The sequence below is a fragment of the Pradoshia eiseniae genome (assembly GCF_002946355.1).
Lineage (GTDB): Bacteria > Bacillota > Bacilli > Bacillales > Pradoshiaceae > Pradoshia > Pradoshia eiseniae.
Genome location: NZ_PKOZ01000001.1, coordinates 141,216 through 166,993, shown reverse-complemented (window position 1 = coordinate 166,993; position 25,778 = coordinate 141,216). Strand labels below are relative to the sequence as shown.

General features: G+C 44.1%; 26 protein-coding genes. All 26 read right to left on the bottom strand.

Features of this window, described 5'->3' with window-relative positions:
* Positions 1 to 41: 41 nt before the first annotated feature.
* Positions 42 to 1,424: a glycine--tRNA ligase gene (locus tag CYL18_RS00810; RefSeq protein WP_104847571.1), complete on the bottom strand. Its 1,383-nt coding sequence runs from the start codon at positions 1,422 to 1,424 to the stop codon at positions 42 to 44.
* A 298-nt stretch (positions 1,425 to 1,722) separates the two neighbouring features.
* Positions 1,723 to 2,475, bottom strand: coding sequence for a DNA repair protein RecO (gene recO / locus CYL18_RS00805; protein WP_104847570.1), 753 nt, complete (start codon positions 2,473 to 2,475; stop codon positions 1,723 to 1,725).
* A gap of 34 nt (positions 2,476 to 2,509) precedes the next feature.
* The gene (locus CYL18_RS00800) at positions 2,510 to 2,653 is read right to left on the bottom strand and encodes a YqzL family protein (RefSeq protein WP_104847569.1); all 144 of its coding nucleotides are present in this window, start codon (positions 2,651 to 2,653) and stop codon (positions 2,510 to 2,512) included.
* A gap of 186 nt (positions 2,654 to 2,839) precedes the next feature.
* Positions 2,840 to 3,757 (bottom strand): GTPase Era, encoded by a 918-nt coding sequence (gene era, locus CYL18_RS00795; protein WP_104847568.1) that lies wholly within the window; start codon positions 3,755 to 3,757, stop codon positions 2,840 to 2,842.
* Entirely contained in the window at positions 3,750 to 4,148 is a 399-nt protein-coding gene (locus tag CYL18_RS00790; RefSeq protein WP_236636181.1) for a cytidine deaminase, read from the bottom strand. Before CYL18_RS00790 ends, era begins: the two co-directional genes overlap by 8 nt.
* Before the next feature lie 17 nt (positions 4,149 to 4,165).
* Complete coding sequence (locus CYL18_RS00785) at positions 4,166 to 4,552, bottom strand: diacylglycerol kinase family protein (protein WP_104847566.1); 387 nt, start codon at positions 4,550 to 4,552, stop codon at positions 4,166 to 4,168.
* On the bottom strand, positions 4,536 to 5,006 hold the full coding sequence (gene ybeY / locus CYL18_RS00780) for an rRNA maturation RNase YbeY (RefSeq protein WP_104847565.1): 471 nt from the start codon (positions 5,004 to 5,006) through the stop codon (positions 4,536 to 4,538). The genes CYL18_RS00785 and ybeY overlap by 17 nt, the downstream gene beginning before the upstream one ends.
* A 14-nt stretch (positions 5,007 to 5,020) precedes the next feature.
* On the bottom strand, positions 5,021 to 7,159 hold the full coding sequence (locus tag CYL18_RS00775) for an HD family phosphohydrolase (RefSeq protein WP_236636178.1): 2,139 nt from the start codon (positions 7,157 to 7,159) through the stop codon (positions 5,021 to 5,023).
* A 161-nt stretch (positions 7,160 to 7,320) separates the two neighbouring features.
* Positions 7,321 to 8,286, bottom strand: coding sequence for a PhoH family protein (locus CYL18_RS00770; RefSeq protein WP_104847564.1), 966 nt, complete (start codon positions 8,284 to 8,286; stop codon positions 7,321 to 7,323).
* A 3-nt stretch (positions 8,287 to 8,289) separates the two neighbouring features.
* Entirely contained in the window at positions 8,290 to 9,477 is a 1,188-nt protein-coding gene (yqfD, locus tag CYL18_RS00765) for a sporulation protein YqfD (protein WP_104847563.1), read from the bottom strand.
* A gap of 17 nt (positions 9,478 to 9,494) precedes the next feature.
* Positions 9,495 to 9,779: a sporulation protein YqfC gene (gene yqfC, locus CYL18_RS00760; RefSeq protein ID WP_104847562.1), complete on the bottom strand. Its 285-nt coding sequence runs from the start codon at positions 9,777 to 9,779 to the stop codon at positions 9,495 to 9,497.
* 217 nt (positions 9,780 to 9,996) lie between these two features.
* Complete coding sequence (locus tag CYL18_RS00755) at positions 9,997 to 10,560, bottom strand: hypothetical protein (protein ID WP_104847561.1); 564 nt, start codon at positions 10,558 to 10,560, stop codon at positions 9,997 to 9,999.
* Between the two features lie 43 nt (positions 10,561 to 10,603).
* On the bottom strand, positions 10,604 to 11,602 hold the full coding sequence (gene floA / locus CYL18_RS00750; RefSeq protein WP_104847560.1) for a flotillin-like protein FloA: 999 nt from the start codon (positions 11,600 to 11,602) through the stop codon (positions 10,604 to 10,606).
* A 31-nt stretch (positions 11,603 to 11,633) separates the two neighbouring features.
* Entirely contained in the window at positions 11,634 to 12,962 is a 1,329-nt protein-coding gene (locus tag CYL18_RS00745; RefSeq protein ID WP_236636176.1) for an NfeD family protein, read from the bottom strand.
* A gap of 147 nt (positions 12,963 to 13,109) precedes the next feature.
* Positions 13,110 to 13,559 (bottom strand): GatB/YqeY domain-containing protein, encoded by a 450-nt coding sequence (locus CYL18_RS00740; RefSeq protein ID WP_104847558.1) that lies wholly within the window; start codon positions 13,557 to 13,559, stop codon positions 13,110 to 13,112.
* A gap of 15 nt (positions 13,560 to 13,574) precedes the next feature.
* Positions 13,575 to 13,748: a 30S ribosomal protein S21 gene (gene rpsU, locus CYL18_RS00735; RefSeq protein WP_049670095.1), complete on the bottom strand. Its 174-nt coding sequence runs from the start codon at positions 13,746 to 13,748 to the stop codon at positions 13,575 to 13,577.
* 337 nt (positions 13,749 to 14,085) lie between these two features.
* On the bottom strand, positions 14,086 to 15,426 hold the full coding sequence (gene mtaB / locus CYL18_RS00730) for a tRNA (N(6)-L-threonylcarbamoyladenosine(37)-C(2))-methylthiotransferase MtaB (RefSeq protein WP_104847557.1): 1,341 nt from the start codon (positions 15,424 to 15,426) through the stop codon (positions 14,086 to 14,088).
* 5 nt (positions 15,427 to 15,431) lie between these two features.
* Positions 15,432 to 16,178 (bottom strand): 16S rRNA (uracil(1498)-N(3))-methyltransferase, encoded by a 747-nt coding sequence (locus CYL18_RS00725; RefSeq protein WP_104847556.1) that lies wholly within the window; start codon positions 16,176 to 16,178, stop codon positions 15,432 to 15,434.
* A gap of 45 nt (positions 16,179 to 16,223) precedes the next feature.
* Entirely contained in the window at positions 16,224 to 17,162 is a 939-nt protein-coding gene (gene prmA, locus CYL18_RS00720; RefSeq protein WP_104848308.1) for a 50S ribosomal protein L11 methyltransferase, read from the bottom strand.
* A 21-nt stretch (positions 17,163 to 17,183) separates the two neighbouring features.
* A complete protein-coding gene (gene dnaJ / locus CYL18_RS00715; RefSeq protein WP_104847555.1) occupies positions 17,184 to 18,314 on the bottom strand; it encodes a molecular chaperone DnaJ in 1,131 nt (376 codons plus the stop codon).
* 156 nt (positions 18,315 to 18,470) lie between these two features.
* Entirely contained in the window at positions 18,471 to 20,297 is a 1,827-nt protein-coding gene (gene dnaK / locus CYL18_RS00710) for a molecular chaperone DnaK (protein WP_104847554.1), read from the bottom strand.
* A 28-nt stretch (positions 20,298 to 20,325) separates the two neighbouring features.
* Positions 20,326 to 20,925: a nucleotide exchange factor GrpE gene (gene grpE, locus CYL18_RS00705; RefSeq protein ID WP_104847553.1), complete on the bottom strand. Its 600-nt coding sequence runs from the start codon at positions 20,923 to 20,925 to the stop codon at positions 20,326 to 20,328.
* 61 nt (positions 20,926 to 20,986) lie between these two features.
* Complete coding sequence (gene hrcA, locus CYL18_RS00700; protein ID WP_104847552.1) at positions 20,987 to 22,021, bottom strand: heat-inducible transcriptional repressor HrcA; 1,035 nt, start codon at positions 22,019 to 22,021, stop codon at positions 20,987 to 20,989.
* Positions 22,022 to 22,136: 115 nt separating this feature from the next.
* Positions 22,137 to 23,264, bottom strand: coding sequence for a radical SAM family heme chaperone HemW (hemW, locus tag CYL18_RS00695; RefSeq protein WP_104847551.1), 1,128 nt, complete (start codon positions 23,262 to 23,264; stop codon positions 22,137 to 22,139).
* 102 nt (positions 23,265 to 23,366) lie between these two features.
* On the bottom strand, positions 23,367 to 25,202 hold the full coding sequence (gene lepA / locus CYL18_RS00690) for a translation elongation factor 4 (RefSeq protein WP_104847550.1): 1,836 nt from the start codon (positions 25,200 to 25,202) through the stop codon (positions 23,367 to 23,369).
* A gap of 212 nt (positions 25,203 to 25,414) precedes the next feature.
* The gene (locus CYL18_RS00685; RefSeq protein WP_104847549.1) at positions 25,415 to 25,747 is read right to left on the bottom strand and encodes a DUF3679 domain-containing protein; all 333 of its coding nucleotides are present in this window, start codon (positions 25,745 to 25,747) and stop codon (positions 25,415 to 25,417) included.
* Between the last annotated feature and the right edge of the window lie 31 nt (positions 25,748 to 25,778).

Genomic DNA, 25,778 nt, shown 5'->3' with positions numbered 1-25,778 from the left:
CTATTTACGGCATATGTTCAACATCTTATCTTGGCCATTCATTAAAATTTCATTTTGCTGTTCAAGAAAGCAGGTAATTCTTCAATGCTTACTCTTGTTTGCTCCATTGTATCACGGTCGCGGACAGTGACCATCTTATCTTCTACCGAATCGAAGTCATAGGTGATACAGAATGGTGTGCCAATCTCATCATGACGGCGGTAACGCTTGCCAATAGAGCCTGCCTCATCATAGTCGACCATAAAGTCTTGCGCAAGGTTAGCAAACACTTCCTTTGCCCCCTCAGATAGCTTCTTCGATAACGGAAGGATAGCCGCTTTATATGGAGCAAGCGCAGGGTGCAGGTGCATCACGGTACGGCTTGTGCCGTCTTCAAGCTGCTCTTCCTCATAAGCATCAATCAAGTAAGCGAGTGTTACGCGGTCTGCGCCTAAAGATGGCTCGATGCAGTATGGCACATATTTTTCATTCGTTTCCTGATCAAGATAGTGGAAATCCTCTCCGGAGTATTCCATATGGCGTTTCAGGTCAAAGTCTGTGCGAGAAGCAATGCCCCATAGTTCACCCCAGCCGAACGGGAATTTGTATTCAAAGTCTGTTGTTGCGTTACTGTAGTGAGAAAGCTCTTCTTCTTCATGGTCACGAAGTCTGAAGTTTTCTGCCTTCATGCCCAATGAAAGTAGCCATTTCTCCGCGAAATTCTTCCAATAGTCAAACCATTCTAGTTCAGTTCCTGGCTTACAGAAGAATTCTAGCTCCATTTGCTCAAATTCACGGGTACGGAACGTAAAGTTACCAGGTGTGATTTCGTTACGGAAGCTTTTACCGATTTGGGCAATACCAAATGGAAGTTTCTTGCGCATGGTCCGTTGAACATTCTTGAAGTTCACAAAAATACCTTGTGCTGTTTCCGGACGAAGGAAAATTTCGTTTGTGCTTGATTCCGTCACTCCTTGGAATGTTTTAAACATAAGGTTGAATTGACGGATTTCCGTGAAATCCTTACTGCCGCAATCAGGACAAGCGATATTATTCTCAACGATTAATTCCTGCATTTTCTCAAACGGAAGGCCATCAACGATGATTTCTTGGCCCTTTTCCTGCATAGCTTCCTCAATAAGCTTATCAGCACGATGACGAGCTTTACATTTCTTACAGTCAATCATTGGATCATTAAAGTTCCCGATATGTCCGGAAGCCTCCCATGTACGCGGATTCATAAGGATGGCAGAATCTAGTCCGACATTGTACGGAGATTCCTGAATGAATTTCTTCCACCACGCCTTCTTAATATTATTCTTAAGCTCCACGCCAAGCGGGCCATAATCCCATGTGTTGGCCAGACCGCCATAAATCTCAGAACCTGGGAAGATAAATCCTCTATGTTTCGCATGTGATACAATTTGATCCATTGTTTTGGTCATATTCGCTCTCTCCTTTTATTTCAATATAAAAAAACTCCCGACCCTATGCATGATGCATAGGGACGAGAGTTTACCCGCGGTTCCACCCTATTTGCCAAGAATACTTGGCCGCTTTCAAATGCGTTACTCCAGACTGCCTTCTTTGGCAAGATATCATTCGGCTTGCACCATCCCCGAACTCGCTAATCATACCTTCGTCCAAATACTACTTTCCTTCACGGTAACTACATATTAATGTATCTCACATTCTATCCAATTTACCCTTGTATTGTCAATACACCTAGTGAAGAAGTTTTCATTACAGCTGATCCTTCATCTTGCCCATCTGCCTCAAAAAGCGTTTTGTCTTCAGCTCAATACCTAGGTATTCGTCATAATAAGCGTCAAGGACTAGCCTGATTTCTTTCTTCGTCGCTTCCTTAATGGAAATTGTGCCAAGCCTGTCTAGATTCAAATAATAAAGGACTCGCAAAATTCTCGCTACGGCGGGTGATATTGCCATCCGGTACGGATCAATTCCCTCGCACCGATGACAAAGCAGCCCGCCTTCCCGAATGGAAAAAGAGAATGACCCGTCCTGTGCTCCGCAATTGACGCATCGATTAAGCTCTGGGGCGAACCCAAAGACACTGAGCATCTTCATCTCAAAGATATTCACGATAATTTCAGGATCGTATTCCTCATCAAGGTAATGGAGCGATTGATAAAACAAGTTAAATAAAGCCTCATGCGGCTTTCTCTCTTCCGTTCCTTTATCAAGGAGCTCTGCTATGTAGGAGGCATAGGCTGTCAGAAAAATATCCTCACGGATCGAACGAAAGGATTCAAGTGTCTCCCCTTGCTGCAACTGCCCCAACCCTCTGCCTGAGAGAAAGAGATAATGGCCAAAATGAAATAACTGGGTGACAGCGGAAAAGCGGCTATTAGGCTTTTTAGCTCCTCTCGCCATCACTCCAACCTTGCCAAATTCTTTTGTATATAACGTAATGATTTTGTTCGTTTCACCATAATCGGTTGTGCGAATTACAATGCCTTCGCATTTAGCCAGCAAGCCACTCAACTCCAATATGACGGCAAGATCACCCTTATACGAGGGGAATGTTTAACTCTTCATTTTCCTCTTGCATGACTGGCTGGTTAGCATCACTTTGTCTTTCAAGTTCCTTTAAAAGAAGATAAGTATCCACGCTTCCGGTTTGTCTAAACACATTCCAGGTAAATTCAATCATACTTATTCCACCTTTCGTTGATAGAACTGTTGTTTATCTTACCTGTCATTAGCTTCACCAACCGGCCAGAAAATCATGTAGTCAAAAAATTGGCTAGTTTCCCATTTCCCTTATTGCCGAATAATGTAAGCCCGTTTTTGGGCTTCTCTCTTACTAGAGCAGATGAACTTACACGCCCTAGTTTCTTCAATACTCATCTTCACGGAATCCAATATCCCGTAAATGAGAAGCCTTGTTTCTCCAATCCTTCTGCACCTTTACCCAAAGTTCAAGAAATACCTTAGAGCCAAGCAGATTCTCGATATCTGCACGGGCGCGCTGTCCGATTTCCTTCAGCATGACACCTCTCTTGCCAATAATGATCCCTTTTTGGGAATCCCGTTCAACAATGATTGTCGCCATGATATGGACGGTTTCCGCTTTGCCCTTACGCTCAATCTTATCAATGACGACCGCAATCGAATGAGGTACTTCCTCCCTTGTTAAATGGAGTGCCTTTTCCCTTATCATTTCAGAGATGATAAACCGTTCCGGATGATCGGTGATCTGGTCAGCCGGATAATACTGCGGTCCTTCAGGCAAATAGGCTTTGATTTGGTTCAACAATGTTTCGATATTGTTTCCCTCAAGCGCTGAGATAGGAACGATTTCGGCGAAATCATATTTTTCCTTATACGTATCGATGATGCTGAAGAGCTCATCTGGATGGATTTGATCAATCTTGTTGATGACCAAAAATACCGGTGTCTTGTATGAACCTAATTTCTCAATGATAAATTCTTCGCCGCGGCCAAACCCTTCCTCTGCATTGACCATGAAAAGGATGACATCCACTTCCTGAAGGGCATTGGAGGCAACCTTCATCATAAAATCACCTAGTTTATGCTTTGGCTTATGGATCCCAGGGGTATCAATAAAGACAATTTGACTGTCATTTGCTGTCAGAACACCCTGCACTTTGTTTCTCGTTGTCTGCGGCTTATCACTCATGATGGCAATCTTCTGCCCGATAACGTGATTAATGAACGTGGATTTCCCAACATTCGGCCTTCCAATGATGGATACAAAGCCTGATTTATATGTTGTATTAGCTTGCTTACTCATGTAAATCCTCCGGTGAGAATGCCCCAGGCAATAGTTCTTTGACAGTTAACTCAAGGATATCACCCTTTAAGTTTGTTAAGATGACAGGCATATCTTGGTCACATAACTCAGAGATAACCTGACGGCAAGCACCGCATGGCGATACTGGACGATCTGTATCAGCCACGACAGCCAAAGTAGTGAATTTCGTTACACCTTGAGCAATAGCTGAGAATAACGCTGTTCTCTCTGCACAGTTACACATGGAATAAGCCGCGTTTTCAATATTACATCCATGATAAATCTTTCCGTCTTCTCCAAGCAAAGCCGCTCCAACCCCAAAGCGTGAATATGGAATATAAGCTTTCTCCCTTGCTTTTTTAGCTTCTTCTATCAATTTTTCTTTTTGCATAATACGCCTCCTATAGTTTACATAAATCGTTGCATGAATTTCGGCAAGAAAATGATTAGCCCAATCAACACTGAGTATATCGCATAGACCAGGACCGCTCCTGCCGCTGTATCTTTTGCAGCCTTGGCTAGCGGGTTTTCTTCAATCGAAACTAAATCTACAGCTTTCTCAATGGCAGTATTGATTAATTCCAGGGCAAGCATGCCCCCAATCGCCGTCAGCACGAATAACCATTCTACCTTCGTGATTCCAAAATAACCTCCACAAAAACAAACAATGACAGCTGCAATAGTATGGAATCTGAAATTACATTCATTCCTAAACCCATACCTGATTCCTGACCAAGCATACACAAAGCCACGGAAAAATCGTTTTAGACCGGAAGGGTTATCTCGTAAGACCATAGCTGTCTAACAGCTCCCTTTGCCTTGTGAACATGACCTTCTCATCCTCTTCATTCATATGGTCATAACCTAGCAAATGAAGGAAGCCATGAACCGCAAGGAACCCAAGCTCACGAGCATTCGAATGACCGTACTCTGCTGCTTGCTCCTCCATACGGTCAATGGAGATAATGATATCGCCTAAAAGAGCTGGTTCATCAGAACCAATGATCTCAACCTCTCCTTCTCCCATCTCTTCCATTGCAAAGGAAATGACATCTGTTGCTGCATCCTTTTGACGATATTCCTTATTAATTTCTTGAATTCGGCTGTTATCTACAAAGGTGACGGACACTTCACTTCCTTCTTTTACCCGCTCCTGCTTTGCCGTATATTGAAGCAAGTCTTCAACAAGTTTCCGCTGTTCATCGGTCACTCTGTCCGTCTCATCCATAACATCTATTGTTAAAATCAAATCTTTCACCTTCTTTATTCTTTATCATCCAATGTTGGATATTCAATCCGATTATGAAAAATGCCCGCTAGCGTTTCACATAGTGATACATTCACCTTTTCCAGCTCTTTGAGCGTTATATCACATTCATTAAATTGTCCGTCATTCAATTTATCCACAATGATGGATTTAACCAATTTTTCAATTGAACTCTGTGTCGGTTTTTTCAACGAGCGGACTGCAGCCTCCACGCTGTCAGCAATCGAAATAATTGCCGCCTCCTTCGTTTTCGGCTTGGGCCCTTTATACCTGTAATCCTTCTCCTCAGGAGCAAGCCCCTCTTCCTTCGCCTTATGATAAAAATACTTCAAAAGGGTCGTCCCATGATGCTGTTCAATGATATCGATGATTTCTTTAGGCATCTTATGCTTGCGGGCCATCTGGGCTCCATCTGTTGCATGAGCCAAAATGATTTTCGCGCTTTTTTCTGGCGACAAACGATCATGCGGGTTTTCGATATTTGTTTGATTCTCGATAAAATAAGCCGGGCGCTTTGTTTTACCTATATCATGATAATAGCATCCCACCCGGGCAAGCAAACCATTAGCACCAACCGCCTCACAAGCACCTTCAGCGAGATTAGCGACCATCACGCTATGATGATAGGTGCCAGGAGCCTCCATTAATATTTTTCGCAGCAATGGATGGTTCGGATTCGACAGCTCAATCATCTTCATGGAAGAGAAAATGCCAAAACTGCTCTCAAAGAAAGGCAGCAGCCCGATTGTACTGATTGCAGAAATGATTCCTGAGGAAATCGCCACAATCGCCATCCAAACATAAGGGATATCCGTCCCATTAATCCAATACAGTCCTGTGATGAGCACTAAATTGATGAATGCGTTCAAAAGACCGGCTCTTAAGATGCTCGAGCGTTCATGGTGCTGTCTTAACAACAGAATGCCCACCAGCCCGCTGATTAACAAATACAGCGCAAAGCTGCCCTGGATACTGCCAGATAAGCCATCCTTGAACATAATACTTCCTATGACAGAAAGCAAAATGCCAATCCCTGCTGCATACCGTTCCCTCATTAAAATCGTGATAAGCATGACAGCCATCGCAGAAGGAAATAGGTACGCTAAAGTTTCGTCACTCAGTTTAGCTGTAATATGGATAATTTTCATTAGGGTGATCCCAATTACATACACAAAAGCAAAGATAAAGATATTATCCCTGACATGATCAGGTGTTTCGACCTTGCGGAATAAGAGATAGATTCCCCCGAAAGTCAAAATCAAAATGGAGCCAAGCCCTAAATACGGGAGGAATGACTCCTCGCTTTCCAGCAGCCCGACAAGCTTTAATTGCCTATATACCTCCGCATCAATTAAGTAACCTTCCTCTACGATAATCTGTCCTTGAAGAATCCGGACAGGCTCCACATCCTCTTCCGCCTTCTCCCTGGCCGTTTCGGTCGCAGACGAATCAAAGAAGATGTTTTGGATGATTGCGTATCTGCCGATATCAATGGCTGCAGAGCGTAAATTTGCCGTAGAAAGACTATTATACTTGATTTGTTCTTCTACTTTCTTCTTGGCATTTTCGACCTCATTTGCCCGTATGCCTGCCTTCATCATATCATTGACACTCGTCTTCGTTATATCCTTAGCCAGCGCCAAATCTGCCTTTGAGGACCCAAGCAAATAAAGCAAGGTCTCATCTGATATATCCTTATTTATTGTGCTTGATAGCCGGGAACGCAAATTCTCCAAATGTTTCTTCGGGTCATTGAGAACCTCTGCCTCTTCCCCATCCCCTGCTTCCTCATTCTTCAAGCCAGCTGCGACAACATCTTCCGCACTGGTGAAGATATCTTCAACAATTTTCACCCTTTTTTTGACATATTCCTCATTCGGGGTATATACATCTTCAACACTACTGACCGCTTTCTTTTTCTTTTCTGCAGTCTCTACAGGATCTTCAACAGTCTTTGGAGAACGAATAGTTGTCTCTGCCACACTGAATTGCTGAACATCAAGCTTTTCAGGCTGCACACTGCTAAATATCAAACTATAAGAAAGCACAGCTAATAAGAATAAGAGGGTTGCTTGGAGGATTCGGTTATGTTTCCAGCTTTCTATGGAATGAACAGTTTTATTCAGCCAATTCACGCACTTTCCTCCTTCGGACGGAAGATTTCTATGTATAAAATCGAACACTTGATGTTATAATATCAGTTTTTAGCAAGCGTTTCACCCTGTTTTCTATATCAGGCTAAAAAAAGAAAAAAAGCCACAGTTATGCTGGGGCTCTTTTTCCTAGAGGATTATGATTATTTTGTTTCATATTTCTCATAGGCATGAATAATCTTGGCCACAAGCGGGTGCCTCACGACATCTGTTTGGTCGAGATGGATAAAGGAAATGCCCGAAACATTTTTTAAAATGTTTTCAGCTGCCTTCAAACCTGATTGAATTCCTTTCGGCAAATCGATTTGAGAGGTATCTCCGGTGATCACCAATTTCGAACCAAAGCCAAGTCTGGTCAAGAACATCTTCATCTGAGCCTGTGTGGTATTCTGAGCTTCATCAAGAATGACGAAGGCGTCATCAAGGGTTCTTCCTCGCATATAAGCTAATGGGGCAATTTCTATCGTACCGCGTTCTATCAGCCTTGCTGTCTGCTCAGTTCCTAATACATCATGAAGGGCGTCATATAACGGACGCAGATAAGGATCGACCTTTTCCTTCAAATCTCCCGGCAGGAATCCAAGACTTTCTCCCGCTTCCACTGCCGGGCGGGTCAGGATGATTCGCTTCACTTCCCCATTCTTTAGCGCAAGAACGGCCATAACAACAGCCAGGTATGTTTTACCGGTTCCAGCTGGCCCAATACCAAAGACAAGATCTTTGCCCCTGATAGCTGAAAGATATTCCTTCTGACCAAGTGTCTTGACTCGGATGGATTTCCCTTTCGCATTCTTCGTAATCTCTTCATTATATAAATCCGCAAAATATTCAAGCGTTCCATTCTCGGCCAAATTAATGGCATACGCGACTTCACGCGGACCTACCTTTATCCCTTTGCGGACAATCGCCAATAGGGCGTGCAAGATCTCATCTGCGCTTTCGAGGTTCTCCTCATTCCCGGCGATACTAATGGTTTCACCGCGGGAGATAATATTGACAGAGAGCTCACTTTCTAGAAGCTTGAGATTGCTGTCATTGACACCAAACAACTCTGCCGCTTCATTTGGTGACGCTAATTGTAAATTCATAAGTTTTGCTTGATCTGACATTCCTTAGTCTCCTTGAATCATCGGTTGTCCGATTGCAATATTTTCTAAAACTTGATAATGTATAGTCATTTTAACTTTACCATTGTCAACTCGCTTGTGCAAAATTTTTTCTGCAATTATGGTCGCATCGTCCGGAGCGAGCTTCAATACATCCTGCCTGGCCATCTTTTCCGCTTGAACAGCTGCTTCTTCTTCTGTATAGACTCTGACCGCCTTTTCCTTGCTTAAATACTGTTTTTTATGAACAGAAACAGGTATCTTCCAGCCCAAAAAGCGAAATGTCTTAGTATCTTCTTCGACTTCAAATTCCGGGAACTCAGGATTCCCAAATCCCCATACTGGCACTTCAAAATCCCAGAACTTTACGGTATGTTTAGTTTTAGAGTCACCATTAAAGACAAATAAATTCGTTTTAAGCGGTACTGTGACAGCTGTTTTATACCATGTTTCCGCCATTATCTTCCCTTTAGCTCCAACAAATTTTTTATTATCCTCCCTGCCGATGAAGCCACTGACTAATACATCTCCTTTTTGAACATATTGGTTTTTTTCAACCAATCCTTGTCCCCTTTCAACCATCGGCTGAATGATCGTGGCGTTTTTGGCCGCAATCAGGTTCATATAGGATTGAGCCGACTCTTCTTTCGGCTGCTTTTTCTCAACCACCTGAAATTCAAAGGTTGTCCCCTTCAGCTGAACGCCAATCCATGTGATAGCAGGGACACGCTCACTTAGTTCCTTCTGGATATCCTCCATCTGATCAAGTCCGAATTGCAGTTTTCCGACCTTAATATCCATGTCTTCAAGCGCTTTTCGTACCTCATGCTCTGTCGCAGGACTCGCTCCCTTTATTTCTATTCCCCACACCACATTGGAGAGAATAAATATCAACGTACAAAACAAGAACAGGCCGACAAGCAAACCGCTGTATTTCATTAATTTCTTTGCAAAAAACGGTGCGCCCTTCCTTTCAAGAAAGGTTACCTTGCATTCGCTTTTTCTCGCTGCAACTCTTAATGTTTGCACTTCCTCCAATTTCATATAAAAAACAACCGTTTCGGTCCCCATGTTTTTAACATCCCAAACAAGCACCTTTTGCTCGAGAAGCCGGTTAATGAACCTCGCAGCCCCTCGCCCTCTCACTTGAACCTTCACATATCCGCTCAAATGATTCGTCCAATGATTTTTCATTCGAGTACCTCCCCTTGCTACTCTTCAAGAAATAAGACACTTTCAATCTTTCCTTCAAGCAGGATTTCCTCTGGCAGGATAGTCTTCAGGACGAAGTCTTCACCCTTGACCAGAAGTTGTCCGTTCTTAAGCATTAATCGTAATTCCTTGTCTGAAAAAGCCAGCAGCCCCTTGTGATTCTCTATGTATATATGAAGTTGGCCAACCATCGTAATGCGCGGCAGGTCCATCATGATATCTTCAGGCAGATCCATGGTGGCAGTAACCCACCTCTTTAAGCGATTCCCCCATGCTCGGGCCATAAAGAGCCCCCTTTCTCCGTTATCTGGATGAACGTATAATGGCTTAATGAGCGGGTTAAACCGAAACAGATGCCCACAAAGCTCAGGAGTTCTCTCCTTATAATCTATTCGCCGCCAGCGGCTTACATGACAATTAAAGCTTGGCAAGTAAAGAATTAAAAGCAGCCCCATCCGCAAAAAAGAACCCTCCGAATACCTCGGAAGGTTCTTTTGCAAATTATCTGATATGCCTTCTTTTTGAACGGGGAGGCCCTAGAATTTCTGACATTATCACGGCTTGCCTTAGGTCAGCACCCTGCAGGTTCACGCGAGCCCTCGCACTGCCTGAAGGTTCTTTACTCTTCTTAGACAATATGTCTTTAGAAACCGTGTTCTTCACCATTTGTACAGGTACAGAAACAACTGGCTCAGGCTTAGATTCATGCCTCTTCTCTTTTACCTCAGCCCCTGCAAGCTTAGCCTTTTGACGTTCATACTGCTCTTTAATGGATTGCGCTAATGTGCTTGCTTCTCTCTCCAGCTCAGGTGCCCGGCTCAGCTTCTTTTGCAGCTGGCGTTCCCTTTCCTGGATTTTGCGGCGGATATCATCATCTGTGTTAGCCCTTTGGATGGTTGGCCTTTCTACCCTGCTTTCACTGACCTCTCGATCAGATTCAACCGGCTGGGGAGCAGGCTTAGGCCCTTGCTGACCAGCCGTCTTATCTTTTCCGAAAAACCAGCTGATCAAGCTAATAATGATGAAAATCAGTATAGGATTATCCCAAATAGCCCCTAATATCACGGATAGAACCTCCTTTTCCAGGATACCCGGTTAAGGGATCTTATTACTCGTCTTCCTGATTGGTTTGATCTTGATTCATGTTACCAATTGACTCTCTCATCTTCGTATCAGATGCAAGGTTTTGATAGTTCATGTAATCCATAATTCCCATATTGCCCGCTTTAAAGGCATGAGCCATTGCAAGCGGAACCTCAGCCTCAGATTCCACAACCTTGGCTTTCATTTCTTCTACTTTGGCCTTCATCTCTTGCTCTTGGGCAATCGCCATCGCGCGGCGTTCTTCCGCTTTCGCTTGGGCAATTTTCTTATCTGCTTCAGCTTGTTCTGTTTGAAGCTCAGCACCGATGTTTTTGCCGATGTCCACGTCTGCGATATCAATGGACAGAATTTCAAAGGCTGTTCCTGCATCTAGCCCTTTACTTAAGACGGTTTGAGAGATTCTTTCCGGATTCTCAAGAACGGTCGTATGACTTTCACTGGAACCGATTGTCGAGATAACACCTTCACCGACCCTCGCAATGACGGTATCTTCCCCGGCACCCCCGACAAGACGTTCGATATTCGCACGGACGGTAATCCTTGCCTTTGCTTTGACTTCAATCCCGTTTAATGCCACACCGGCAATGAACGGTGTTTCGATTACTTTAGGGTTTACGCTCATTTGAACAGCCTCAAGCACGTCACGGCCTGCAAGGTCAATCGCAGCACAACGCTCAAAGGTCAGGTCAATATTCGCTCGATGAGCAGCAATTAACGCATTAACAACACGGTCTACATTTCCTCCAGCCAAGTAATGGCTCTCTAGCTGATTCGTTGTTACGTTTAATCCGGCTTTAGATGCCTTGATTAATGGGTTGATGACACGGCTCGGCGCCACTCGGCGAAGCCTCATTCCAATTAATGTAAAAATACTCACGCGAACTCCTGCCGCAATTGCGGAGATCCAGAGCATGACTGGCACGAATGTAAATAAGACGGCCAGAACGATGATAATCAGCGCGACACCTAGTAAGGCTGCGACAGTTCCACCAGTAAATACCATAGTTTTATTTCTCCCTTCAATCTATATTCATTCATTCATTCTTTTCGTCCAGCTGACGAACAACCACACGGGAACCTTCTACTTTCACAATCTTCACTGCGGTTCCCTTGTTAATAAAGCTGCCTTCACTTACTACATCAACTCTTTCTCCATCGACCAAGGCAGTGCCCGCAGGTCTCAAGGCAGTCAGCAAAACACCTTCCTTGCCGATAAGTTCAACCCTATTCACATTGGAAATATAGCCTTTCTCAGTGCTGGTTGAATCAAAGAGCACCAGCCTATCAAATGCCGTAAATCTCTTTCCGAAGAATTTAATAAGAATAACGGCAACCAAGAAGGCCGCAAGCAGTGCAATAAAAATGGATTTTGCCATAAGTTCCACATCCCCCGATGCAAGAAATAGACTTGCAATGATTGCTATAAAGCCCACTATGCCAATGATTCCTCCCGGTATAAAAAACTCAAGCAGAATCAAGCCAATCCCGACGATAAACAGGATTAAGGTTTCATAGCCGGCAAGACCAGATACAAGATGCCCAAAGAAAAACAGCAGCAAGGCGGAAATCCCGGCAACCCCAGGCAAACCAAACCCCGGGGAAAACAGCTCCACAATCAGCCCAATTGTCCCGATTGTTAATAGAATCGGGATAATATAAGGGTTTGTCAAGAAGCGTGCTATCTTATCGGCAAAGGTCTCCTCAAACATGACCTTTTCTGCGTCTTGCAGCCCGAGTTCTGCCAGAAGGGCATCCTCATTTTCGACAGTCCCTTCACTATAGCCGACTTTGCCAGCCTGAGAAGCCGTTAAGGTCAATAGCTTTCCTTCCCAGGAGTCATATTCAGACGGAAGGTCTATATCAGTTTCTGCCATCGCCTTAGCAAAGGATGGATCACGTCCGCTGGACTCTGCCGCTTTCTCCATATTGGCCAGCCAGTAAGATTGAGCCTTCTCATTCGCAGCATTCCCATCAGAGGTAATAACTGCCGCTGCCCCCATCGTCGCTCCCGGTACCATGTATATTTCATCAGCATTCAAAGAAATGAAGGCCCCAGCCGATAATGCACGATTATCCACGAACGCCACTGTCTTGATGTCCGTTTCCGTGAAGATTTGCCCGATTCTATCTGCTGCATCAACAGCGCCGCCTGGTGTATTAATATCAAAAATGATTGCCTCAGCTCCACCCTCTTCAGCCGTCTCGATAGCGCGGCTCAAGAAGTTGGCCAATCCTTTCTCTACTTCATTATGTATAGGAACGATGTAGACCTTCTCAGCATTACCCGAACTCACATCCGGTCCGCTTATGAAGCTCAAGCAAAAGGCGGCAATAAAAAAGAGCGACCACCAACGTTTTCGCAATATGTCTCTCCCTCCTTCCATTTTTCCTTATATCTCATTATACGGGCAAAAACCTTATTAGTTTCAATAATCTTCTGGATTTATCTCTTTTTTCCTAAAAATAAATAAAAAACCCGTAAATCAATTGATTCACGGGTTTTATATGTCTTATTTTGTAAGATGTTGCAGTACCAGTTTATTAACTAAAGATCCATCAGCTTTGCCCTTCACCTTCGGCATAATAGCGGACATTACTTTCCCCATATCAGCCTTAGAAGTGGCATTTGTTTGGGCGATCGCCTCTGCGACAAGCGCATCCAACTCTTCCTCGCTTAATTGTTTCGGCATATAGCTTTCTACAACAGCAATTTCAGCTTGAAGCTTATCGGTTAAGTCCTGGCGCCCTGCTTTATCAAATTCTTGAAGGGAATCTTTTCGTTGCTTTAACTCACGTGAAAGCACGGTCAACTCTTCATCCTCGGATAATTCTTGTTTGCCAAGCTTAATCCCTTCATTCTGAAGAGAAGCCTTCATCATTCGGATAACGGAGAGCTTGTCTTTATCTTTGTCTTTCATAGCTTGTTTCATATCGCTGTTTAAACGCTCAACAAGACTCATTAAAGGCACCTCTTTTTAGTACTTGCGTTTTCTCGCAGCTTCAGACTTTTTCTTACGTTTAACACTAGGTTTTTCATAGAATTCGCGCTTTCTTACTTCCTGCATAGTACCTTGCTTGGAAACTGTGCGTTTGAAGCGTCGAAGAGCATCTTCAAGCGATTCGTTTTTCTTAACGACTGTTTTAGACATCTCTTTCCCTCCCTCCGAGCACAACAACTCTAATTTCCTCATGTTGAAGGAAACCATGTACCTTAAAATTATAATATATCAGGTATCTTAGGTCAACTAATTATTCCAATTTTAAAGCTTGGTTTTCTCGCTTTCTTCCTGCATTGTAAACAGCTGACGAAATGTGCCCATTCTCATGCATCACGAGGCTTCATCGGCTAATGGGAAAGTCCGCAGACTAGACATATCAGTCGCAGGAAGCGACCTCTTTTGTTTTATGGTTTTTTACAGGCTAGCCCATCCAGTTGGTCATCAAAAAGAGCCTAAGGCTCACGATGAAACCTTAGGCTCTCACATTTTATTGTGCGACTGCTTGGACTTGGTCGTCGAGGACGCGGACGAATTGCCCTTCACTGTATGGATAGCCGGCTTTCGTAATTTTCACCTTGACGATTTGGCCGACCATTTCCTCTGTAGCCGGGAAGACAACCTTCAGGTAATTATCCGAATAACCTTGGTATAAGCCTTCTCCTTCTTCGAAGCGGTCTTCAGGAATAACTTCGAGAACCTCATTCTCATACTTAGAGGCAAACTCTTTCGCCAATTGATCAGAAAGAGCAATCAAACGATGGACGCGGTCATTCTTCACATCCTCATCGATTTGGTCCTCCATACGTGCAGCTGGCGTACCAGTCCGTTTTGAATATGGGAAGACGTGAAGCTCAGAGAAACGCTGTTCCTTGATGAAGTTATAGGTTTCCATGAATTCTTCCTCTGTTTCCCCCGGGAAGCCAACGATTACGTCTGATGTGATTGCAAGGTTAGGCAATGCCTCTCTCAAGCGTGCTACACGCTCAGCGTAGAATTCCGTTGAATACTTGCGTCGCATTCTCTTCAGCACTGTATTGGAGGCTGATTGAATCGGGATGTGCAAGTGAGGGACAACCTTGTCAGATTTCCGCAATACTTCAATGACCTCATCTGAGATTTGCGAAGCTTCAATGGAGGAAATCCGGATACGTTTCAATCCGTTCACTTTCTCATCCAAATCCTTAAGAAGCATGGCGAGATTATAATCCTTCAAGTCTTCTCCATAGCCGCCTGTATGAATGCCTGTCAGGACAATTTCCTTGTATCCGGCATCTACAAGCTGCTGGGCTTGATGAACGACTTCCTGCGGGTCACGTGAGCGCAGGAGACCACGTGCCCACGGAATGATGCAGAAGGTGCAGAAGTTATTGCATCCTTCCTGGATTTTCAATGATGCACGTGTACGGTCAGTGAAGGCTGGCACGTCCATTTCTTCATAGACTCTTGTCTTCATAATATTGCGGACGCCATTGATTGGCTGGCGCTCTTTTCGGAAGGTATCAATATAGTCTAAAAGCTTCCCGCGGTCCTGTGTTCCTACAACAATATCCACACCCGGAATAGCCATAATTTCCGCTGGAGAAGTTTGAGCGTAACAGCCTGTTACGCAGATAACAGCATCCGGATTTTTACGGACTGCTCTCCGGATGATTTGACGGCTTTTCTTATCGCCGGTATTTGTGACTGTACATGTATTAATAATATAGACATCTGCTACTTGTTCAAAATCTACTCGATCATATCCTGATGCCTGAAACAGCTGCCATATCGCTTCTGTTTCATAATGATTCACTTTACATCCTAATGTATGGAACGCTACGGTTGCCATTTCCTTCACCTCACTAATTCTAATTGATAAGATATCGCTGATAAGGCATACATTGGCGCTGTCTCCGTCCGGAGAATACGCGGTCCTAGACTGCATGTTCTAAAGCCTTGAGCTATCAGTCCTTCAATCTCTTTCTCGTCCAAACCACCTTCGGGCCCAAAGACGATTAAAAGCTTCTCACCCTGCTTGATTTCCTTTAAGGTCTCGACTAGCCGCAAGCTTTCTCCTTGCTTGGCCTCCTCTTCATAAGCTACAAGCTTATGATCATAATCTTCGGCCAGCTGAAGCAAGCGATTGAATGTGACCGGGTCATCAATTTGCGGGATAACGGTGCGATGCGATTGCTCCGCCGCCTCTTTCGCAATCTTGCGCAGCCGTTCTGTTTTTTTGGCGGCTTTTTTTGCATCCCATTTTACGATGGAACGAGTTGCCATAAAAGGGATAAACGCATGGGCACCAAGCTCTGTCCCTTTTTGAATGACCCACTCTAATTTATCCCCTTTAGGCAAGCCGTTCGCGATGCTCACTTGAATAGGCAATTCCTTCGTTTCATCCACCCAGTCAACGATTCGGCCACGAAGAGTTTGTTCGAGGATATCATCGATTTCGATAAGTGCGGTCTTGGTGTTAACCACCCCGTAGAAACGGTCTCCTGTCTCCATCCGCATTACTCGGGTCATATGGTGAAAGTCATCTCCTGAGACTGTTACGGTATCTTCATCGATCATTTCTTGAATAAAATATCTCTGCATGGCCTCGCATCCTTCTTCCTTACTTATCTTAATTTCCGTTCCAGCTTATTGCTTTCGTGCTGTAATGGACACCCAGTCCTCCATGGTCACGACTTCATCTATGACCAATCCTGATTTCACGATCGCCTCTTCAACTTCCGCTCTTTTCTGTTTAATGATTCCGGAAGAAATGAAGAGTCCGCCAGACTTAAGCAGGCGCGCTACATCATCAGTGAAGCGGACAATGACCTCAGCAAGAATGTTGGCGACAATGATATCAGCTTCAAATTCCACGCCCTTTAACAGGTCATTTTGCTTAATCGTCACTTTATCATGAACTTTGTTCAGTTTGCAATTGATCTTGGCACTATTTACAGCGACTTCATCCAAGTCAAGCGCAAGGATTTCCTCTGCCCCATATTTAGCTGCAGCAATCGTCAAAACACCTGAGCCAGTACCCACATCGATGATGCGCATGCCAGGCTTGACCCGTTTTTCAAGTGCCTGGATGCATAGAATTGTCGTAGGATGCGTACCTGTTCCAAACGCCATCCCTGGGTCAAGCTCGATAATTTTCTCATCACTGCTGACAGGTGTATACTCTTCCCATGTTGGGACAATCGTGATTTGTTCAGAGATCTTCACTGGGTGATAATACTTCTTCCACGCTGTCGCCCATTCTTCCTCATTCACTTCACTAATTGTCACTTTATTCACGCCTAGGTCAATATCATACTCAACAAGGTTATTGATCAATTCTTTGATTCCATCAACGGTTTCTCCAAGGAAACTATTAACCGGCAAGTACGCCTTAACAATGACGCCCTCATCCGGGAAGTCATTAGGGTCGAGCTGATAGATTTCGCCGAATACATTCTCCCTCTCACGGACAAGTTCAAGCGGATCTTCAATCACCACACCGCTTGCTCCAGCCTCATGCAATATATTCGATATTGGTTCGACTGCTTCATTTGTTGTATGAATACATAATTCGGACCACTTCATCATCTACCAACTCCTACCTGTTTATTCACCTTTAAATGCTCGTTTTACTTTTGAGAAGAAACCTTCCTCATGTTCGTCCAGCTGACCTTGGCCGCTGATTTCCGCAAACTCCCTGATCAGTTCCTTTTGCTTATCAGAAAGCTTTGTCGGTGTTACGACTAAAATGCGGATATGCTGGTCACCTTGGCCATAGCCCCTTACATTCTGCACACCCTTGCCTTTCAATCGGAAACGTGTGCCTGTTTGCGTGCCTGCAGGAACCTTCAGTTTCACTTTCCCATGGATGGTCGGAACTTCAATCTCATCCCCGAGAGCTGCCTGTGCAAACGTAATTGGCATTTCACAATAAATATCATCCCCATCACGCTCGAAAAACTCGTGAGGTTTAATTTGGAATACGACAAATAAGTCTCCGGCAGGGCCGCCATTAACACCAGGCTCCCCTTTGCCAGGTACACGTAATTGCTGACCATCATCCACGCCAGCCGGAACCTTGATTTGGATCTTATTGCGTTTTCTGACCGTACCTTTTCCATGACAGGTTGCGCATTTATTCTTAATGATCTTCCCTGTACCGCTGCAGTGCTGACATACACGGCGGTTTACAATCCGGCCAAATGGTGTATTTTGCTCCACATTCAGCTGGCCAGTGCCATGACAATGCGAGCATGTCTCTGGGGATGTTCCCGGCTTAGCGCCAGTTCCCTTACATGTATCACACTCTTCATCTCTCGGAATTTCAATCGTAGTCTCCGTTCCAAAGCACGCTTCTTCAAACGACAAAGTCATCGTGTATTGAAGGTCATCCCCTTGACGCGGTGCATTCGGATCGCGGCGACGGCCGCCGCCTCCGCCAAAGAATGTATTGAAAATATCCTCAAAACCGCCAAAGCCTTCGAAGCCGGCACCGCCAGCTCCACCGAATCCTTGAGTTGGATCCTCATGGCCGAATTGGTCATAGCGGGCTCTCTTCTGGTCATCGCTTAAGACTTCATAAGCTTCCTTGACCTCTTTGAACTTATCCGCTGCATCTGCTTCTTTATTAATGTCAGGGTGATATTGTTTGGAAAGGCGACGATACGCTTTCTTCAATTCATCCTTCGAGGCATTTTTGCCAACCCCAAGCACCTCATAATAATCCCGTTTGCTCATTCCTCACACTCCTGATTCTTTTAATATCCGTCGTTTCACATAAAAAATATTGTACCACTTGATAAACATGCGTTGCAATATAAACAGCAAATGGATAAGACGTTAAAAAAAGCCAAAGTCAAGCAAACCTTGACTTTGACTATTTTTGTACGGTCATTATTTTTTGTCGTCATCCACTTCAGTGAACTCTGCGTCCACAACATCATCTGCTTTGCCCGCACCATCTTGGCCTTGCTGAGCCTGCTGCGCTTGTGCCGCTTGCTCATAAAGCTTCACGCTAAGTGCTTGAACGATTTCTTGCAAGGCATCTTTCTTTTCTTTCATAGCTGCAAGGTCATTCTTTTCAATTGCTTCTTTCAAAGCATCTTTCGCTTCGGTTGCTTTTTGAACCTCTGCTGCATCTACTTTGCCTTCAAGCTCTTTTAATGTTTTTTCAGTTTGGAATACGAGGCTGTCAGATTCGTTTCTGAGTTCCGCTTCTTCCTTGCGTTTCTTATCAGCTTCCGCATTCTCTTCTGCTTCTTTCACCATACGCTCGATTTCTTCATCGCTTAGGGAAGTAGCAGATTGGATTGTGATAGCCTGTTCTTTATTTGTGCCAAGGTCTTTCGCACGAACGTTAACGATACCGTTATTGTCAATATCGAATGTTACTTCAATTTGCGGAATACCGCGTGGTGCTGGCGGAATGTCCGTTAATTGGAAACGGCCAAGTGTTTTGTTGTCCGCAGCCATTTGACGCTCCCCTTGAAGGACATGGATATCAACCGCTGTTTGGTTATCAGCTGCTGTTGAGAAGATTTGAGATTTGCTTGTCGGAATGGTTGTATTACGGTCGATTAAACGAGTGAATACACCGCCCATTGTTTCAATTCCTAAAGATAGAGATGTTACGTCAAGCAATACAACATCTTTAACGTCACCAGTGATAACGCCACCTTGAATAGCTGCACCCATCGCCACAACTTCGTCAGGATTTACACCTTTATGAGGTTCCTGGCCTGTTTCTTTCTTGATTGCTTCCTGTACGGCAGGAATACGAGTAGAACCGCCAACAAGGATAACCTTATCGATTTCGGATGGGGATAAGCCTGCATCGCGAAGCGCTTGACGAGTAGGTCCCATTGTTCTTTCAACAAGATCAGCTGTAATTTCATTAAATTTCGCACGAGTAAGCGTCACATCCAAGTGCAATGGTCCTGCTTCTCCAGCCGTGATGAACGGAAGAGAGATTTGTGTGGATGTTACACCTGAAAGGTCTTTTTTCGCTTTTTCAGCAGCATCTTTTAAGCGTTGAAGCGCCATTTTGTCCTTAGACAAGTCAATGCCATTTTCTTTGCGGAACTCTTCAATCAAGTACTCCATTACTGCGTTATCAAAGTCATCTCCGCCAAGACGGTTGTCACCGGCAGTGGAGCGAACTTCGAATACGCCATCACCTAATTCTAGGATGGAAACGTCGAATGTACCGCCGCCAAGGTCGAATACAAGAATTTTTTGATCTTCGTCTGCTTTATCAAGACCATAGGCTAACGCTGCAGCAGTAGGCTCGTTGATGATACGCGCAACCTCTAGGCCCGCAATACGTCCTGCGTCTTTTGTTGCTTGGCGTTCTGCATCATTGAAATAAGCTGGTACAGTGATAACCGCTTTGGATACTTTCTCGCCTAAGTATTCTTCTGCATAGGATTTCAAATATTGAAGGATAATTGCAGATACTTCTTGCGGAGAATAGTCTTTACCTTCAATGTTTACTGTGTAGTCTGTGCCCATATGACGTTTAATGGAGCTTACTGTGTTCAAGTTCGTGATTGCTTGGCGTTTAGCCACTTCACCAACCTGACGCTCGCCGTTTTTGAAAGCAACAACTGATGGAGTTGTTCTGTTTCCTTCTGGATTAGGAATTACCTTTGGTTCCCCGCCCTCTAGCACGGATACGCAAGAGTTAGTGGTTCCTAAGTCAATACCGATAATTTTGCTCATGAATAATTACCTCCCGTAATATGTAACCTTATTGATTCACCTTCACCATTGATGGTCGAATCACACGGTCTTTGAGTTTATAGCCTTTTTGAAGCTCATCCACTACAATATTTGAACCATAGTCCGGATTATTGTCCTGCATGACAGCTTGATGCTGATGCGGGTCGAATTCCTCGCCAACGGCTTTAATTTCTTCCACGCCTTCTTCCTTAAGCGCTGCTTGAATGCCGCTTAACACCATGTTCATTCCTTGAAGAAGTGCCTTTGTTTCATCATTCTCAGAGGAAATCTTAAGCGCTCTTTCAAAGTTATCAAGCGCTGGCAGTAAGTTTGTCACCAAGGATTGCGCTCTATACTTCTGCGCTGCCTCAGCATCAAGCTTAACGCGGCGGCGATAATTGTCAAAATCAGCGTAAAGGCGCAAATATTTTGCTTCCGCTTCCTTCAGCTTCTGTTCAAGCTCAGCTTCTCTTGTGCTTTCTTGCTCCTCGGCTACCTCATCAGAAGCCGCATCAGCTGCACCAGATTCGGATGTTGAATCTGTATCTTGTGTTTCATTAACATCTGTTTCATCAAAAATCTCTTCAATTGTTTCATCTACAGTTTGTTCCTGTTTGTTTTCAGCCACTGCTTCTCACCTCCCTAAAAGCTTTCCAATATATCCAGCAATAATATTACTACTATTACCGTTACTTTTTATTTTGATACTGCTCTGTGAGCATCGAACTCAAATTGTCAGAGAAAAAGGACAGCAAGCCAATGACGCGAGCATAGTCCATCCTGGTTGGCCCAAGAATTGCGATAGAACCTAAGCTCTCATCTCCTATGGAATAGGATGCGCTTATGATGCTGCAGTTGCTTAGTGCAAGATTATTATTCTCATGACCAATTCGGACATTGATGCCAACAGGTGTTTGACTTACCAATTCATACAAATCCTTTTCCTGTTCGATGACATTCAGAATCGCTTTCACTTTCTCAATATCATGGAATTCAGGCTGGCTGAGCATATTGGCTTTTCCGCCAAAGAACAGCTTCTCATTGGCCGGAATCTGCAAAGTTGTCGCAATCATATGCAGCACCATATCATAATTCGTGATATGCTGCTTCAGCAGAACGGCTACCTCCTTATAGATTTTCTCCCTCAACTGTGTTAATGGAACCCCTATAAGGCGGTCATTTAAAATATTGACGATTCTCTCCATTTCATCCATATCGATGCCTGGCGGAAGATAAATCATCTTATTCTCAACATGCCCCGTATCGGTGACAATGATGGCTGTTGCCATATTATTGCCAAGCGGCACGATTTGAATCCTGCGTAAGTAGTTATCTGACACAGCAGGTCCGAGCATGATCGTCGTGTAATTGGTGATCTCTGAAAGAATGCCAGCTGACCGTTGGACAATCTTCTCAAGTTCAAAAAGCTTATCTTTAAAAATCGATTTTAACTTATGGATGTCTTCTTGTTGAAGCTGCTGCGGTGATACGAGATGATCCACATAGTACCGATACCCTTTTTCAGAGGGAATACGCCCGGAGGAGGTGTGGGTTTTCTCTATATATCCCATTTCCTCAAGGTCAGCCATTTCATTCCTGATGGTAGCCGAACTGAGCGAAATGCCATCCTTCTTCGAGATATTCCGTGAACCGACAGGCTGAGCGGTAGAAATAAAATCATCGATGATCACTTGCAAAATAAGCAGTTGTCTGTTTGTTAACATCGATAATCACCCCTGTTAGCACTCTTTACTCTCGAGTGCTAAGTCTATAAATAAAGTATCAAAACGGTCGGAAGGTGTCAACGGTTATGATTGTGTTTTCAGTATCATTTTTTAACTATAGTAAAAAATCTTGAAATACCTCATTGCCAATCAGTTTCCCTTGACGGGTGAGCTTGATTTTCCCCTCACTGATAACGAGTAATTCCTTTTGAGTCAAATTGGTGATTACCTCACCAAACACCTCATTCATATCAACACCGAAATGGCGCTTAAACCCTTCTAGCGAAACCCCGTCTGTTTTCCTGAGGCCGAGGAACATTTCCTCTTCCATCCTCTCCCTCATCGAGACATTTATCTGCTCAATAATAGGTTTCTCTCCATTGCCGATGGCATTCATGTATTTTTTCAAGGGACCATGATTATGGTAGCGTATCCCATCCAAATAGCCGTGCGCGCCCGCTCCAAACCCATAGTACTCTTCATTATTCCAATAGACGAGATTATGCTTGCTCTCATAGCCCGGTTTACCAAAATTAGATATCTCATATTGATGATATCCCGCCCGTTCCATCCGATCCATCACATATTCATACATGGAAGCCTCTGTATCCTCTGAAGGCAAGCTCAGCTTTCCTTTATTAAGCATAATATAAAAGACGGTTTTCGGCTCAATGATAAGCGAATAAGCGGAGAAATGCGGAAGCTCAAACTCCAGCGCACGGTCAATCGTTTCTTTCAAATCATCGATTGTCTGTCCAGGCAGCGAATAAATAAGATCAATGCTTATATTTTCAAATCCTGCTTCACGGGCAAGGCTGACCGTACGGTACACATCATCCACATTATGGGCACGACCGATTTTTTTCAACAGTTGTTCGTTAAAGGTCTGGACACCCAGGCTCAAGCGATTGACCCCTGCCTCCTTCATGACGGCAAGCTTATCCTTTGTCAAGTCACCTGGATTGGCCTCAATTGTAAATTCATAGCCCTTTCCAAGACGAATATGATCATGAATGGAAGTGAGAAGTCTTTCCATCTGGAAAGCATCAAGCGCCGTTGGTGTTCCCCCTCCGATAAATACCGTCTTCATTTCTTTGTTATCCAAGTCATATAAGGACATCTCTTTGCCCAGTGCCTCTATATACTCATCGACCGGCTGGTTTTGAATGAAAAATTTATTAAAATCGCAGTAATGACAAATCTGCGTGCAAAATGGTATATGAACATACATGCTTTGTGCCAATAGATAGCACCTCTTTTCTTCGAACTGGTGGTACTGCACTATCATCATAATAAAAATGAGGCCAGAACAAAAATGTCCGGCCTCCAAGGTTTCGTATTCCTGTTATTTTTTCGTGTTTGAATCATCCATTTTCAGGACAGCCATGAAGGCTTCCTGCGGCACTTCAACAGAACCGACCTGCTTCATCCGCTTCTTCCCTTCTTTTTGCTTCTCTAGAAGCTTACGCTTACGGGAGATGTCCCCGCCATAACATTTGGCAAGAACGTTCTTCCTCATCGCTTTAATAGAAGAGCGTGCAATGATCTTATTACCGATTGCCGCTTGTACAGGCACCTCAAATTGCTGGCGCGGAATGAGCTCTTTCAACTTCTCAACAATGACCTTGCCGCGCTCATAGGCAAAGTCTTTGTGAACGATGAAGCTTAAGGCATCGACTGTTTCTCCGTTAAGAAGGATATCCATCTTAACCAGTTTTGATTCTTTATAGCCGATTAATTCATAGTCGAAGGATGCATATCCCTTCGTACTTGATTTCAACTGATCAAAGAAATCATAGACAATCTCAGAAAGCGGAATTTCATATATGATACTCACACGATTCTCATCAACATATTGCATATCGATAAAGTTGCCGCGCTTCGTTTGGCATAATTCCATGATTGCTCCAACAAAGTCATTCGGCGCCATCAATGTCGCCTTCACATATGGCTCTTCGATGCGGTCAATCTTTTGCGGGTCAGGCATATTAGAAGGGTTGTCAATATCAAGATCTGTTCCGTCTGTCATCTTTACCTTGTAAATAACGCTCGGCGCGGTTGTAATCAAATCAATATTGAATTCCCGCTCAATCCGCTCTTGAATGATTTCCATATGAAGCAGCCCGAGGAATCCGCAGCGGAAACCAAATCCAAGCGCTTGGGATGTCTCTGGTTCATATTGCAAAGCAGAGTCATTTAACTGCAGCTTCTCTAATGCTTCACGTAAATCATTAAATTTCGCTGTATCAATAGGATAAAGACCGCAATACACCATTGGATTTAAGCGGCGGTAGCCAGGAAGCGGCTCAGTCGCCCCATTCTTGGCATTTGTGATTGTGTCCCCTACTTGGGTGTCGCCAACATTCTTGATTGCTGCCGTCAAGAATCCTACATCTCCGACAGTCAGCTCATCACAAACGGTTGCCTTTGGCGTATGAACACCTACTTCGATGACCTCAAATTCCTTGCCTGTTGCCATCATTTTGATCTTATCGCCAGGCTTCACTGTGCCTTCTACGACACGGATATAAGCGATAACACCGCGATACGCGTCATATAAGGAGTCAAAAATTAGCGCTTTTAAAGGCGCTTCTGGGTCTCCGCTCGGCGCAGGGACTTTCTCGGCAATCTGCTCCAGGATTTCCTCAATGCCGATTCCAGCTTTCGCTGATGCAAGTACTGCTTCAGAGGCATCAAGGCCAATCACGTCCTCAATCTCCTGGCGCACGCGCTCAGGATCCGCACTTGGCAAATCAATCTTATTGATGATTGGCAGGATTTCCAGGTCATTATCAAGCGCAAGGTACACATTGGCCAATGTTTGCGCTTCAATGCCTTGGGCAGCGTCTACAACGAGAACTGCCCCTTCACAAGCCGCAAGGGATCGGGAAACTTCATAAGTGAAGTCAACATGTCCTGGAGTATCGATTAGATGGTAAATATATTCCTCTCCATCTTTTGCTTTATATTTCAATTGAACGGCATTTAATTTAATTGTAATGCCGCGCTCTCTTTCCAAATCCATGGAATCCAGCAGCTGATCCTTCATTTCTCTGGACGTGAGGGCATTGGTCTTCTCTAATATTCTGTCCGCTAATGTCGATTTCCCATGGTCAATATGGGCGATAATCGAGAAGTTACGGATCTTGCTTTGTCTTTTTAGCCGTTCCTGATTATTCATTGTCGTTTTCACTCCTGTTACTTTCAAAACACAGATACTGTTGATTATAGCAGAAAGAAATTCAAACCGTAAACGGTTAATGCACGAGGCGTCAGAATTAAATTCTTCCTCCCCGGATTCCGTCCGAGGCAACAGGGTTCACTAACGTAGTGACAGCCTCTGTTTACAGATAAAAAACCCGAAAAACATATGTCTTTCGGGAAATGGGTATCTTATTCATTTGAAATTAAATCGGCAAGCCCTTGAAAAATGCCTGTACACGCATTGGAGATACCTTTGCCTGCACTTGAGAGGACATTATAGGCTTTCCATTCTTCCATTTCCTCTTTCTTCTCCTCAATATCCGCCATCGAGATATCCTGCCCGAGCATGGTCGCATTGATTTCCCCGTCGCCCTCTTTCTCTACCGTAAAGGCTTCATACATCTTCGGATCATCATATCCTTGCATTTTCTTCATGTTTTGGTTGGCATATTGCATACCCAAAATCACGCCGAAGAAAAGCAGCAGAATAAGCAAACTTGCCTTCCATATAAATTTACCCATTTGGCATTCTCCTTTTTCGTGATTTTCCAGT